The organism is Moorella sp. E308F, assembly GCF_006538365.1.
Taxonomy (GTDB): Bacteria; Bacillota; DSM-521; order Neomoorellales; family Neomoorellaceae; genus Neomoorella.
This window is the reverse complement of sequence record NZ_BJKN01000001.1, coordinates 456,153-469,513: the sequence shown is the minus strand read 5'-3', so window position 1 is coordinate 469,513 and position 13,361 is coordinate 456,153. Positions and strand designations below refer to the sequence as shown.

Below are 13,361 nucleotides of genomic sequence, written 5' to 3'. Positions count from 1 at the left end.
CCATTTATATTGCCCCAACGACGCTATTGATGCCTGAACGGCGCCGGGAGAACTTAAAAGCCGAGGACTGCCCGCACGTCCTTGAGATAGGTGCGGCCGACGGGTATTTCGGTCTTTTCCTGGTCCTTGAGCATCAGGCGGTAGGTGCCGTGGAAATAGGGGACTACTTCCCGTACCAGGTCAAGGTTGACAATAAAGCTGCGGTGGACCCTTAAGAAACCACTGTCCAGCTTGTCTTCCAGTTCCTGCAGGGTGCCGGGAAATCGCAAAGTGCCCTGGTTAGTTTTCAGGAGCACCTGGTGGCCCTGGGCTTCGGCATAAATAATATCCCCCGGGTCGATAACCAGCAGCCGGTCTTCCTTCCAGGCGGCCACCTTGGTAGTCTTGCGAGTAGTCGCCAGCTGGCGCAGGAGGTTGGCCAGCGGTGGGGTTTCATGTTGCTGGAGCAACTGGCGCACCCGGGCCAGGGTGGTGGCCACCCTTTCGGCCGTGAAGGGCTTTAACAGGTAATCGACGGCATTGAGTTCAAAGGCCTCGATGGCGTAGTCGTCATAGGCAGTGGCAAAGATGATTAAGGGGGTACGGGGCTGCTTTAAAAGCAGCCGCGCCACTTCTACCCCGTCCAGGTCCCAGAGTTCAATATCCAGAAAAACAACCTCCGGCTGCAGGGAAGAGGCCAGTTCCAGGGCCTCGCTGCCCCCGGAAGCCTCACCGCAGACCGTAAAGTTGGCATCCTGTTCAATATAATAACGTAGTTCTTGGCGGGCCGGTTCTTCGTCGTCGACGATAAGGGCCTTGATCAACTGGCAACCCCTTCCTTCAGTACCGCCTGCCCCTGCCGGGGCAGGGAGAATTCCACTCGCGTACCGCCTTCCGGATTCAGGCTAAAGCGGAGGCCGTATTCCGGGCCGTAGAGCAGGCGCAGGCGCTCATGGACGTTAAGCAGGCCGACATTGTTACTATTGCCCGGTTTACCCGTTAATAACCCGTTTACTTTGTTTAAATCTATACCTATACCATTGTCACTAACTGTTATCAGGGCCTCGCCGTTTACCTCCCGGGCGGTGATGGTTACCTGTCCTCCCTCCCGGCGGGGTAAAAGGCCGTGCTTGACGGCGTTTTCCACCAGGGGCTGGAGGGTCAGGGCCGGCAAAAGGTAATGGGCCACTCCGGGCTCGACATCAATGGTTACCTCCAGGCGGGAGCCGAAGCGGGCCTTCTCAATGGCCAGGTAAGAACGTACATGCTCAATTTCCGTAGCCAGGGTGACCGGCCGCTCCGGGTGCTGCAGGTTGCGGCGGAAAAAGTCCCCCAGGTAGCCCAGGAGCTGCCGCGCCTTTTCCGGGTCCAGGCGGCAGACGGACATGATGGTATTCAGGGCATTAAACAAAAAGTGGGGGTTGATCTGGGACTGCAGGGCCCGGATTTCGGCTTTGGCAACCAGTTGTTCCTGCCGGTCAATTTCCGCCAGTTCCAGCTGGGTGGAGAAGAGGTGGCCCAGGCCGGCGGCCAGCTCCAGGTCCAGGGGGCCAACGGCATTGGCCCGGGTATGGTAGAGCTTTAAGGTGCCGATTACCTTGCCCCGCGAGTGCAAAGGGACGACTACGGCTGCCTTTAAGGGACAACCATGGTGGTGGCAGCCGATTTCTGCTGCTACCTGGGCCACCTGAATTTTGCCGGTGTCGAGGGCCTGGCGGGTGGCGTTGGTCAGGACCTTCTGGCCCTGGCGGTGATGGTCGCTCCCGGCACCGACGTGGGCCAGGATCTCATCGCCGCTGGTAATGGCTACAGCCTCCAGGCCCGTAATCTCCATAATAATAGCGGCTGCCTGGCGGGCGGAATCCGCATTGAGGCCCCGGCGTAAGTACGGCAGGGTCTTGTTGGCAATCTTTAAGGCCTTCTGGGCCTGGACGGCACCGGCCAGCTCCTGCTCCCGAAGCACACTCTGGATAATGATTACGGCCAGGGCAATGCCGCTGGCATTAACCAGCATCATGGGCCACGCGATGATCTTGACCAGGCTCCAGGCGGCGGCAAAAGGCCGCGCCAGGGCCAGGATAATCAGCATCTGCAATGCTTCAGCAACAAAACCGGCGGCAAAGGCCACCGGCCAGGGCAAAGGGCGCCGGCGGTAGGCCCGCGCCACCAGGCCCCCCAGCAGGCCTTCGACAGTGGTGGAAACGCCACAGGCCAGGGCGGTAAAGCCCCCCATAAAAAACCGGTGGCCGCCGGCAATAAGCCCGGCGAGGAAACCAACCAGGGGACCACCAAACAGCCCGCCGACCATGGGGGCAATGACCCGGGAGTTGGCCAGGGCATCCTGGATGGGGATGCCGGTGTAGCTGCCGAAGATCCCAAGCAGGCCAAAAAGCAGGATTAGTAGGAGTTTTTGGTAGGAACTGGCCTGCTCTTGGAGCAGTTTCCGGAATATCCGGGAACGGCTCAGGATAAAGGCCAGGGTTATAACTACACTCATCCGTTCAACCAGGGATATGAAAAGGGGCATTTCCTGTCACCTCCGGGTAGGTAAATTGGCATTAAACCTGCCACCGGATAGCCGGAAACAGCAGCGTGCGCATAGCCAGCTTATTCCCTTTTATTGTAACGTAATTACCACCGCCGGCACAATAGCAAATGGCACCAGGATCTTACCCCCTGTCAAAGTGGTGGTAGATGTGGTAAAGTAAACCTGAAGGGAAACCCTGGGCTGGAAGCAGTTACATGAAAAGATGGGCGCCGAGACATATTAAAAGGGGTGATTATATGGGACGCATACTGGATGTGGCCTTTATGCCCCACCCGCCGCTTATGGTCCCGGAGGTCGGGCGCGGCGAGGTGGCAAGGATTAAGGCTACGGTGGCAGCGGCCAGGAAACTGGCAGCCAGGGTGGCTGCCCACCAGCCGGAGGTAATAATTATCATTTCCCCCCACGGCCCGGTTTTCCGCGACGCCGTGGGAATCTGGGCCACCGGGGAGCTAAAGGGTGATCTGGCGGCCTTTAGAGCCGGGGAAGTCAAGTTTACTTATCCTTTGGACCTGAAGCTCAGCCGGGCCATAGCTGAGGCGGCCCGGGAAAGCGGGCTGCCGGTGGCCTGGCTGGACGATGCCGCCTGCCGCCGTTACGGGTTAACCCCGGAACTGGACCACGGTATGATGGTGCCCCTCTATTACCTGCGCCAGGCAGGTATTGCTACCCCCCTGGTAGCCATGGGCATGGCCTTCCTGGAAAGGCAACAGCTCTATGCCTTTGGCGCTGCCCTGGCCCGGGCCATTGAAACCGGCCCCCATCGTGTTCTGCTGGTGGCCAGCGGCGATCTTTCCCACCGGCTCCTGCCCGGGGCACCGGCCGGGTACGACCCGCGGGGCAGGGAGTTTGATGCCAGGGTAAAGGAGCTTTTGGCTCGCCTGGACGTGGAGGGCATCCTGGCCATACCGGAAGATCTGGCGGAAAAAGCCGGCGAGTGCGGCCTGCGTTCCTTTATAATGGGTCTGGGGGCCCTGGACGGCTATGAAGTGCGGGGTGAGGTTTTGTCCTACGAAGGCCCCTTTGGCGTCGGTTACCTGGTCGCCCACCTGGAGCCTGCAGGGAAAGATCCGGGGCGGAGCCTGCTGGCTGAAGCAAAAGAACCGGAAGCAGAGTCGCTGCCGGTGCGCCTGGCCCGCCAGAGCCTGGAGCATTACCTGCGCACCGGCAAGGTGCTACCCGTTCCCGAACCCCTGCCCCAGGAACTGGCCGGCCGGGCCGGTGTCTTTGTATCTATCAAGAAACACGGCAGTTTAAGGGGATGTATCGGTACCATCGGCCCAACCAGGGCCAACCTGGCCGAGGAGATTATTTACAACGCCCTGGCAGCCGGTCTGGAAGATCCCCGTTTTCCCCCGGTAACAGTAGAAGAACTGCCGGAACTCCAGTATTCGGTAGACGTCTTGAGCGAACCCGAACCGGCTACCCTGGCTGACCTGGACCCCAAGGTATACGGCGTCATCGTCAGCTGCGGCCGGCGGCGGGGACTGCTCCTCCCGGATCTGGAGGGCATTGATACCGTTGAAGAACAGGTGGCTATTGCCCGCCAGAAGGGCGGCATCGGTCCCGATGAACCATACCAGCTGGAAAGGTTTAAGGTTACACGCTACCATTAATTAATTAAACCAGTGTTGGGAAAACATCCGACAAGCCAGGCAAATGACGGAGGATTAACCAATGGCCGGAAGGGAAGCTATGTATTATGTAAAGTTATCCGGAGAGAAGGTGGAATGCCGTCTCTGCCCCCATACCTGTGTTATTGCCCCCGGTGGCCGGGGCATCTGCCGGGTACGGGAAAACCGGGAGGGGCGTCTATATACCCGCAACTACGGCCGCTGTTCCTCCCTCGCCCTGGATCCCATTGAAAAAAAGCCCCTCTATCATTTTTATCCCGGGAGCCTCATACTCTCGGCCGGTACAGTGGGCTGCAATTTTCGCTGTGAGTTCTGCCAGAATTGGGAGATAGCCCAGGAAGAGCCGGAGACGGTAGCCATCACCCCGGAGGACCTGGTCCGGAAGGCCCGGGAAGCAGGCAGCCTGGGGATAGCATATACCTATTCCGAGCCCCTGGTGTGGTTTGAGTTTGTCCTGGCTACAGCCCGGCTGGCCCGGGAAGCGGGACTGAAGAATGTTATGGTGACCAACGGCTTTATCCGGCCGGACCCCCTGGCCGAGCTCCTGCCCTGGATTGATGCCTGGAATATTGATGTCAAGGGTTTTAACCTGGAATTTTACCGTAAAGTCGTCCATGGCGACTACCGGCCCGTCCTTGAGACGGCGGCGGCAGCATTAAAAGCTGGCAGCCACGTAGAGATCACGACGCTCTTAGTGACCGGCTTAAACGACGACCCGGAGGCACTGGCCGAGCTGGTAAAATGGGTGGCGGATAATTTAAGCGTAGATACGCCCCTGCACTTTTCCCGCTACTTTCCCCGGTACCGCCTGAAGGCGCCGCCGACGCCCCTGGCGACCATGCGCCGCGCCCGGGAAGTGGCCCGGCAGTACTTACATTATGTTTACCTGGGTAATGTGGCCGACCCGGAGGCGAACAACACCTACTGCCCGGTTTGCGGCGAACTGGTCATCCGGCGGACAGGTTATCATGTTTCCCTGCCGGGCCTGGCAGGGCGTACCTGCCGCGCCTGCGGAAGCGAGCTGGCTATTGTAAGGGATTGAAAGGAGTTGTTAACATGCCTGATCTGGCTTCAGCCTGCCGCCTGGCCCTTATGGAATGCCTGGCGGTCAGGGCCGGAGAAACAGTTCTCGTCGTTACCGATACTGAACTGCAGCCTATCGGCGAGGCTTTTTTTGAGGCCGCCAGGGAGCTAAAAGCCGAGGCGGCCATCATCGCTATGCTGCCCCGGGACAACCACGGCCAGGAACCCCCGGCTGTGGTAGCGGCAGCCATGCGGCAAAGCCGGGTCGCCGTCCTGGCTACCTCCAGATCCCTATCCCACACCCGTGCCCGCCGGGAGGCTAACGCAGCCGGCGCCCGTATCGCCTCCTTACCCGGCGCCACAGCCGATATGTTGGAACGCACCCTGGCCGTCGACTATAAGGCCCTGGCTGCCGATTGTGAGCATTATGCAGCCGTTTTGACCCGGGGGCAGGAGGTCCACCTGACGACCCCGGCGGGAACGGAACTTACCTTTAGTATTGCCGGCCGCCAGGGGCACCCCGATACCGGCCTTTACACCCGGCCGGGCAGCTTTGGTAACCTGCCGGCGGGGGAGGCTTATATTGCCCCGGTGGAAGGAACGGCGAAGGGGCTCCTGGTTATTGACGGGGCCCTGGCCGGCATCGGCGTTTTAGAAAAACCCTTGCGGATTAAAGTTGAAGCAGGGCAGGCCGTTGCGGTCAGTGGTGGCCGGGAAGCCCGCCTGTTAGAGGATATTTTCACCCGTTACGGACCGGCCAGCCGCAACATTGCTGAACTGGGTATAGGGCTAAATCCCCTGGCCAGGCTGACAGGCAACGTCCTGGAGGATGAGAAGGTACGGGGTACAGTTCATATTGCCCTGGGGGACAATAGAAATTTTGGCGGCCAGGTGGAAGCTCCCAGCCACCTGGACGGCATTCTCCTCCAGCCCCGGCTCAGGGTTGACGGGCAGCAGGTCCTTTAGCTCACACCCGGCCCCGGCGGGGCGCTGATCGCCTGGGCAGAGGGGTTGCCGCTGCGTACTGGATTAGTTCCGGGGTAGCGGTAGTGAGGGGGAGTTGCCAAGTTGCGGGGCAGCCCGGCTGGCGGGAAGTATACTTTGCCGGTAAGGGTGTCCATTTTCTGGTGCCGGTAAGGGCAAAGGATGGGCTGGCCCTGTTCCAGGATCCCGGCCAATTCGCAGGCACCGTCGTTTAAATAGGAGCAATGCCGGTTGCAGGTAGCCAGGGTCATGGGAGTACCTCCTTTTACGTAATTGAAGTTCGCCGGTGGCGGAGGTAACCCATTGAGGGCTCCTCAAGGGTATTATTTCCCCTGGTGGGTAATCTAATCTATCGGCTGCAAGGAGGCGCATATGCTTGCCGTCAAAGAAAGAATTGCCCGGGACATTGATACCTTAAAAGAACAAATTATCAATGTGGCCGAGGCTATTTATGATCACCCGGAACTGGGTAACCAGGAGTATTTTGCCGTAGATCTACTGACAGGCATCCTGGCGGAGCGGGGTTTTAAGATTACCCGGCCCCTGTGCCAGCTGCCGACAGCCTTTAAGGCCGAGCTTGTCGGCGGTCCCGGTCCGCGGGTGGCCCTGCTGGCCGAATACGACGCCCTGCCAGGGCTGGGGCATGCCTGCGGTCACAACCTGATAGCTGCTGCCAGCCTCGGGGCGGCATTGGCGTTAGCAACTATAATTAATGAACTTCGGGGGACCATTGTCGTTTTAGGTACGCCGGCCGAAGAGACCCGAGGGGCCAAGGTTGTGCTGGTTCGCCATGGCGTCCTGGACGACCTGGACGCGGTGATGATGTTTCACCCTGGCGATACCACTACAGTAGAAGTAAATTCCCTCGCCTTGGAAGCCCTGGAATTCGTTTTTGAGGGGCGGGCAGCCCATGCCGCCTCCAGCCCGGAGGAAGGTATTAATGCCCTGGAAGCAGTCATCCAGTTATTCAACAATATCAACAGCCTGCGTCCCTACCTGAAAGACGGGACCAGCATCCAGGGTATTATTACCGAAGGGGGTACTTCGCCCAACGTCATTCCCGAACGTGCCGTGGCCCGCTTTTACGTACGGGCCCGTACCCGGGGTGCTTTAAATAAAGTGGTCAAACGGGTGGAGAATTGCGCTACGGCGGCAGCCCTGGCAACGGGTTGCCGTTACTGGTACCACAACTACGAACCTTCCTATGAACCCATGCTGACTAATCGCGCCCTGGCCGCAGCCTGGCGCGACAACTTGAAAAAGCTGGGAGTAATGGATTCGGGTTCCCCCAGCTACAGCCGCGGTTCCCTGGATATGGGTAATGTCAGCCAGGTGGTGCCAGCTATCCACCCCTACTTATCCCTGAACGCCGGCAAAATGGTGCCCCACAGCTACCAGTTTGCCCGGGCAGTACGAGGCGAGGCCGGGCGGCGGGTTGTAATCCTGGCTGCCAAAGCCCTGGCCTGGACGGCGGCGGATGTCATGCTTGACAGGGAGCTGTTGCAGCGAATTAAAAAGGAATTTGCCAGCACTATTCATACCCGCCATCCTGATGCATAATAATTTAAAAGGATGGAGGGAGGGGACATGGGTAATCGCTGGCGCTGGTTACGGTCATTAATAATTATCGCTGTGGCAGCCGTTGTCTTCTGGCAGCGGGCGACAACAGGGGAAGTCAACGTTTATGAAGCCCGGGCCCTGGCCGTAATGGGCCAGGACAGCAAGGAAGGCAGGGAAATATTACAGGAACTGGCCGAAGGACGTAAAATTGGGGTTTATCACCTGCAGGCTGAAGGAGATATTGCCCCAGCGGAAGGGACGGAAAAGATTATCGGCGTTACAGTATCTAAAGACCGGGGCCTGCTAGGTATCTTCAGCACCCCGGGGAGCCAGCCAGTAATGCTGGCCTGCTTGAATACCCTGCCCCTGCAGGAAGTAAAGGTGGTCCAGCTGGAGGCCGGGCGCAATGCCATATTAATCCGGGAACTCCTGGATGAGCGCTTCGGCGGCTATTTTTTGAGCAGCTTTTATGCCCTGTATAGCTGGCAGGGGGAAGGTTTGCAGGAAATTTGGCGTAAAGTTGCCGGGAACGAAGAACGCTGGCATAATAAATGGTTGGACCAGGGCGAGGGCTGGCAGGGGGTCAGTGAACAGGTGATGATAGATTTTACCCGGGTAGAGGGGCGGCTGGTAATTAAAACCATCAGCAGCCAGACCATCTGGTCGGCCCCGGAAGCAACCGGTCCCCGGACGAAAATCCAGAGCCGGACCGTAACCCACACCTACCGCTGGGAGCCGGCCTGGGGAGCCATGGTCATGGCCGTGGGCAGGGTAAATAAAACCACCAGCCTTAAAGAGCGCCAGGGGAACAAGTATGTTGACCGGCTTAAACTTGCCGCCGGGGAGGAGGTAGCTGTCCTGGAAGATGAGGACCTGCTGTCCTGGTTAAAACCGGGGGAACCTTCTTACTGGCGGGTAAAGACCGGAACCGGAGGCGGCCAGGTGGGTTATGTTTTGAAGTCCCATCTGGACCTGTTGCCGGGCAAGGCCTAGCAGCTAATATAAGAATAAGGAACTGTTATTTTTTTTTGCTGGTCTATTGCATTAATATGCAGGTTAGTTGTATAATTATAACACCAGATCAAGGAGGTTCCCGCCATTGGTCAAAGCAGGCATTATCGGCGCTACGGGCTATACCGGTGCCGAACTGGTGCGTATCTTAAGCAGGCACCCGGAAGTGGAGCTGGTGGCCCTTACCTCCCGGCATTATGCCGGCGAGGAGATGGCTGGCGTTTACCCGGCCCTTACCGGTTATACCAGCCTCCCATGTGAAGCTTTAACCCCGGAAGAAGTCCTGGAGCGGGCCGAAGTGGTCTTTATCGCCCTGCCCCACGGCCACGCTGTAAAGGTAGCCACCCGGGCCCTGGGGAAAGGTGTCAGGGTCATCGACCTGGGCGCCGACCTGCGCTTCCGGGAGGCAAAAACTTACGAGGAATGGTACAAAATCCCCCACGGTAATCCTGAACTGGCAGCTCACGCCGTCTACGGATTGCCCGAAATCCATAGAAAAGCCATACGCCAGGCCCGGGTGGTCGCCAACCCTGGCTGTTATCCCACCAGCGTCATTCTAGGCCTGGCGCCCCTGCTCAAGGCCGGTTATATCGACCCGGCAACCATCATTATCGATGCCAAATCGGGTGTGTCCGGGGCCGGCCGGGAGGCCAAAGTAACCAGCCTTTTTGTCGAGTGCCATGAAAACATCAATCCTTACGGCGTCGCCGGTCACCGCCATACCCCGGAGATCGAACAGGAACTGAGCGCTCTTGCGGGGACGGAGGTGAAGGTATCCTTTACCCCCCACCTCCTGCCTATCAGCCGGGGAATCTTAAGCACCATGTATGCCACCCTGGCCCGCCCGGCGACGGAAGCAGAACTCCGGCAGGTTTATCAGGACTTTTACGCCGGAGAGCCTTTTATCCATCTCCTGCCGCCGGGCAGGTGGCCCCATACCCGCTGGGTCTACGGCAGCAACAACTGCCATATCAACTTGACTGTGGATGGCCGTACCGGACGGGTCGTGGTGGCCAGCGCCATCGACAACCTGACCAAAGGCGCTTCCGGCCAGGCGGTGCAAAACTTCAATCTCATGTGCGGCTTCCCGGAAACTATGGCCCTGGCTGCACCGGGAATATGCCCTTAAGTAAGGAGCGGGCGAGACAATGCCAGCCTGCTAGAGAGTTGTTTTTGGAGGAAGGAAGAAATGATTGAAGACATCCAGCTGGTTTCCGGCGGCATTACCGCCCCGCAGGGTTTTGTGGCTGCCGGCATCCATGCCGGTTTGAAAAAGGAAAAGAAGGACCTGGCCCTGATTGTCAGTGAAGTACCGGCAGCGGCAGCAGCCGTTTATACCAGAAATCGCGTCAAGGCAGCACCCCTGATAGTTACCAGAGAGCATCTTAAAAGCGGGATAGCCCGGGCCATTGTCTGCAATAGCGGCAATGCCAATGCCTGTACGGGGGAGCGGGGTTACCGGGACGCCCGGGAAATGGCAGCTATTACGGCTGCAGCCATAGGCTGCGAACCCTGGCAGGTGGTGGTGGCTTCCACCGGTGTGATTGGCGTGCCCCTGCCCATGGATAAGATCAGCGCCGGCATCCGGGCGGCCGCAGAAAAGCTGGCAATGGACGGCAGCAGTGCTGCGGCGGCGGCCATTATGACTACCGATACTATGAAAAAGGAAATTGCCGTCCGGTTGTCCCTGGGAGGGGCCACGGTAACCATTGGCGGCATAGCCAAGGGTTCCGGCATGATCCACCCCAATATGGGGACCATGCTCTGCTTTTTGACCACCGATGTCGCCATGGAGCAGGATGACCTGGACCAGGCCTTGCGGGCGGTGGTGGACCGGACCTTCAATATGGTAACGGTGGACGGCGACACCAGCACCAACGATATGGTCGTCATCCTGGCCAACGGCTGCGCCGGCAACGCCCCCCTGACCATTGAAGATCACGCCGCCTTCCGCGCCGGCCTGGAGTACGTCTGCCGTGAGTTGGCCCGCCTGATTGCCCGGGATGGCGAGGGCGCGACCAAACTGCTCACTGTAGAAGTGCGGCGGGCGGCCAGCGAGGCGGAAGCCCGTATGGTTGCCCGGGCCGTGGCCGGTTCTAACCTCGTAAAGAGCGCTATCTTTGGCGCCGATGCCAACTGGGGCCGCATTATCTGCGCCGCCGGTTACTCCGGGGCAGAGATCGACCCGGATAGAGTTGACATTTACCTGGAAAGCCGGGCCGGCTGCGAGCAGATGGCCCGGGATGGCAAGCCCTTGCCCTTTAGCGAAGAAAAGGCGGCGGCTATCTTGCGGGAAGAGGAAATCACCATTACCCTGGATTTAAAGCAGGGAACGGCCGCAGCCACCGCCTGGGGCTGCGACCTGACCTACGACTATGTAAAGATCAATGCTTCCTACCGGACTTAAAATAGAAGATCCACTGCTGACCCGTAGAAAAGCCCCGGTATGGGGGTGCGTACTGGAGGGAACGCAAGATGCCCCTTTCACCCCTGGAAAAAACAGAAATCCTTATCGAGGCCCTGCCCTATATCCGCCAGTTCTACGGCAAAACGGTAGTGATCAAGTACGGCGGCCATGCCATGACCAATTGCGACCTGAAAAAGGCCGTCATGCAGGACGCCGTTCTCATGCACCTGGTGGGCATGCGACCGGTCATTGTCCATGGCGGCGGGCCGGAAATTACCGGTATGCTCAAGCGCCTGGGCAAGCAGTCGCAGTTTATCCAGGGCCAGCGGGTGACTGACGCCGAGACAATGGAGATTGTGGAAATGGTCCTGGTGGGGAAGATTAATAAAGAAATTGTCACCAATATCCACCGTTACGGCGGCAAGGCCATCGGCCTCTGCGGCAAGGACGGCAACCTCATTGAAGCCAGGAAACAAATAGCCCATATCCAGCAGGAAGATGGGGCGGAGGTTGACCTGGACCTGGGTTTTGTCGGCCGGGTGGAAAGGGTCAATCCCGGCATTATTGAAACCGTCATCGCCGAAGGTTACATCCCTGTGGTGGCCCCCATCGGTGTAGGACCTGATGGTGAAAGCTACAATATAAATGCCGACCTGGTGGCGGGGGAACTGGCCGTGGCTTTAAAGGCCGATAAGCTGGTCCTCCTGACGGATGTGGAGGGGATTCTAGCTGACCGCAATAATCCTGGCTCCTTAATCTCCGCCCTGGAGGTCGGTCGGGTACCGGAGCTCATCCGGCAGGGAGTCATTGACGGCGGCATGATCCCCAAGGTTAACTGCTGCATCCGCGCCCTGGAAGGCGGTGTGAAGAAAACCCATATTATTGACGGGCGCATACCCCACTCTATCTTGCTGGAGGTATTTACCGACACCGGGGTGGGGACCATGGTGGTGCCATAAATATGGAGGTGGCCGGAAATGGATAACGCGGCTATTATCGCTCTGGGGGAAAAATACGTGATGCGGACCTACGGGCGCTACCCCCTGGCCCTTGTGCGGGGCGAGGGGGCCCGGGTGTGGGATGCCGACGGCCGGGAGTACCTGGACTTTGTAGGCGGCCTGGCGGTCAACTCCCTGGGGCACTGCCATCCCCGGGTGGTGGCGGCCATCAGGGAGCAGGCCGGGAAGCTCCTCCACTGCTCCAACCTTTACTGGATTGAGCCCCAGGTGGAACTGGCCCGGTTGCTGGTGGAAAATTCAGCCCTGGATAAAGTCTTTTTCTGCAACAGCGGTGCGGAAGCCAATGAAGCGGCCATTAAACTCGCCCGCAAGTATGCCAAAGAACACCGGGGGCCGGAAAGCTACGAGATCATTACCATGCGCCGTTCCTTTCACGGCCGTACCCTGGCTACCCTGACGGCTACCGGCCAGGAGAAATTCCACCGTGGCTTTGCTCCCCTGCCGGCAGGCTTTAAATACGTCCCCTTCAATGACCTTGCCAGCCTGCGGGCGGCAGTAAGCCCCCGGACCTGCGCCGTCATGCTGGAACCGGTCCAGGGAGAAGGCGGCGTCTACGCGGCCAACAGAGATTACCTTCAGGCGGTGCGGGCCCTCTGCGACGATGAAGGACTTTTACTTATCTTTGACGAAGTACAGTGTGGCCTGGGCCGCACGGGCTATCTTTTCGCCTACCAGTATTATGGGGTGGAGCCCGATGTTATGACCCTGGCCAAGGCCCTGGCCGGGGGGGTGCCTATCGGCGCCATGCTGGCCAAAGAAAAGGCAGCCGCTGCCTTTGGCCCCGGGGACCATGCCTCTACCTTCGGCGGCAATCCCCTGGCTACGGCCGCCGGGGTGGCCGCCTTTAAGGCCCTGCTTGAAGAGGGCCTGGTGGAAAATGCCCGGGTCCTGGGAGAATATTTCTACCAGGAGCTGGAGAGGCTGGTCCGGGAATTTCCCCAGTTAACAGAAGTAAGGGGCCGCGGACTGCTGCTGGGACTAGAGATTGACGGCCCGGTCGACGCGGTGGTAGCCGCCTGCCAGGAACGGGGTTTGTTGATCAACTCCCTCCACGGCCACGTCCTACGTTTCTTGCCCCCCTTGACTATCAGTAAAGACGAAGTCGACCGGGCTGTAGCTATTTTAAAGGAAGCCTTGCAGGAAGTTCTGGGACAAGGAACGTAAGAGACAAGGTTTAACATATCAAAATGCGAAAGGAG

Annotated in this window: 12 protein-coding genes; 9 read left to right on the top strand and 3 right to left on the bottom strand. The window is 58.9% G+C overall.

Annotated features, from left to right (window positions below; all coding sequences use genetic code 11):
* Positions 1–53: 53 nt before the first annotated feature.
* Positions 54–803 (bottom strand): LytR/AlgR family response regulator transcription factor, encoded by a 750-nt coding sequence (locus tag E308F_RS02185; RefSeq protein WP_141263154.1) that lies wholly within the window; start codon positions 801–803, stop codon positions 54–56.
* Complete coding sequence (locus E308F_RS02180) at positions 800–2,506, bottom strand: sensor histidine kinase (RefSeq protein ID WP_141263152.1); 1,707 nt, start codon at positions 2,504–2,506, stop codon at positions 800–802. The genes E308F_RS02185 and E308F_RS02180 overlap by 4 nt, the downstream gene beginning before the upstream one ends.
* Before the next feature lie 257 nt (positions 2,507–2,763).
* Between E308F_RS02180 and amrA the strand changes: the two genes are divergently transcribed.
* The 3 genes from amrA (at position 2,764) to E308F_RS02165 (ending at position 6,147) form a co-directional block, all read left to right on the top strand.
* Positions 2,764–4,140, top strand: coding sequence for an AmmeMemoRadiSam system protein A (gene amrA, locus E308F_RS02175; protein ID WP_141263150.1), 1,377 nt, complete (start codon positions 2,764–2,766; stop codon positions 4,138–4,140).
* A gap of 61 nt (positions 4,141–4,201) precedes the next feature.
* A complete protein-coding gene (gene amrS, locus E308F_RS02170) occupies positions 4,202–5,200 on the top strand; it encodes an AmmeMemoRadiSam system radical SAM enzyme (protein WP_141263148.1) in 999 nt (332 codons plus the stop codon).
* 14 nt (positions 5,201–5,214) lie between these two features.
* Positions 5,215–6,147, top strand: a complete 933-nt coding sequence (locus tag E308F_RS02165) for an aminopeptidase (protein ID WP_141263146.1) — start codon at positions 5,215–5,217, stop codon at positions 6,145–6,147.
* Here E308F_RS02165 and E308F_RS02160 read toward each other — a convergent pair.
* The gene (locus E308F_RS02160) at positions 6,144–6,416 is read right to left on the bottom strand and encodes a hypothetical protein (RefSeq protein ID WP_141263144.1); all 273 of its coding nucleotides are present in this window, start codon (positions 6,414–6,416) and stop codon (positions 6,144–6,146) included. The genes E308F_RS02165 and E308F_RS02160 overlap by 4 nt on opposite strands.
* Before the next feature lie 121 nt (positions 6,417–6,537).
* Between E308F_RS02160 and E308F_RS02155 the strand changes: the two genes are divergently transcribed.
* The 6 genes from E308F_RS02155 to E308F_RS02130 all read left to right on the top strand — a co-directional run bounded on the left by E308F_RS02155 (position 6,538) and on the right by E308F_RS02130 (position 13,326).
* Positions 6,538–7,725, top strand: coding sequence for a M20 family metallopeptidase (locus E308F_RS02155; RefSeq protein WP_141263142.1), 1,188 nt, complete (start codon positions 6,538–6,540; stop codon positions 7,723–7,725).
* Between the two features lie 27 nt (positions 7,726–7,752).
* Positions 7,753–8,718, top strand: a complete 966-nt coding sequence (locus E308F_RS02150) for a hypothetical protein (protein ID WP_141263140.1) — start codon at positions 7,753–7,755, stop codon at positions 8,716–8,718.
* A gap of 106 nt (positions 8,719–8,824) precedes the next feature.
* The gene (gene argC, locus E308F_RS02145) at positions 8,825–9,865 is read left to right on the top strand and encodes an N-acetyl-gamma-glutamyl-phosphate reductase (protein WP_141263138.1); all 1,041 of its coding nucleotides are present in this window, start codon (positions 8,825–8,827) and stop codon (positions 9,863–9,865) included.
* A gap of 60 nt (positions 9,866–9,925) precedes the next feature.
* Positions 9,926–11,143, top strand: coding sequence for a bifunctional ornithine acetyltransferase/N-acetylglutamate synthase (gene argJ, locus E308F_RS02140; RefSeq protein ID WP_141263136.1), 1,218 nt, complete (start codon positions 9,926–9,928; stop codon positions 11,141–11,143).
* A 68-nt stretch (positions 11,144–11,211) separates the two neighbouring features.
* Positions 11,212–12,102 (top strand): acetylglutamate kinase, encoded by an 891-nt coding sequence (gene argB, locus E308F_RS02135; protein ID WP_141263134.1) that lies wholly within the window; start codon positions 11,212–11,214, stop codon positions 12,100–12,102.
* Between the two features lie 18 nt (positions 12,103–12,120).
* Positions 12,121–13,326: an acetylornithine transaminase gene (locus E308F_RS02130; RefSeq protein WP_141263132.1), complete on the top strand. Its 1,206-nt coding sequence runs from the start codon at positions 12,121–12,123 to the stop codon at positions 13,324–13,326.
* Positions 13,327–13,361: the final 35 nt, after the last annotated feature.

Bases quoted from the DNA above. Each gene is read 5' to 3' on its own strand.
- E308F_RS02180 (WP_141263152.1), bottom strand. From the start codon at position 2,506: ATGCCCCTTTTCATATCCCTGGTTGAACGGATGAGTGTAGTTATAACC.
- amrA (WP_141263150.1), top strand. From the start codon at position 2,764: ATGGGACGCATACTGGATGTGGCCTTTATGCCCCACCCGCCGCTTATG.
- amrS (WP_141263148.1), top strand. From the start codon at position 4,202: ATGGCCGGAAGGGAAGCTATGTATTATGTAAAGTTATCCGGAGAGAAG.
- E308F_RS02165 (WP_141263146.1), top strand. From the start codon at position 5,215: ATGCCTGATCTGGCTTCAGCCTGCCGCCTGGCCCTTATGGAATGCCTG.
- E308F_RS02160 (WP_141263144.1), bottom strand. From the start codon at position 6,416: ATGACCCTGGCTACCTGCAACCGGCATTGCTCCTATTTAAACGACGGT.
- E308F_RS02155 (WP_141263142.1), top strand. From the start codon at position 6,538: ATGCTTGCCGTCAAAGAAAGAATTGCCCGGGACATTGATACCTTAAAA.
- E308F_RS02150 (WP_141263140.1), top strand. From the start codon at position 7,753: ATGGGTAATCGCTGGCGCTGGTTACGGTCATTAATAATTATCGCTGTG.
- argJ (WP_141263136.1), top strand. From the start codon at position 9,926: ATGATTGAAGACATCCAGCTGGTTTCCGGCGGCATTACCGCCCCGCAG.
- argB (WP_141263134.1), top strand. From the start codon at position 11,212: ATGCCCCTTTCACCCCTGGAAAAAACAGAAATCCTTATCGAGGCCCTG.
- E308F_RS02130 (WP_141263132.1), top strand. From the start codon at position 12,121: ATGGATAACGCGGCTATTATCGCTCTGGGGGAAAAATACGTGATGCGG.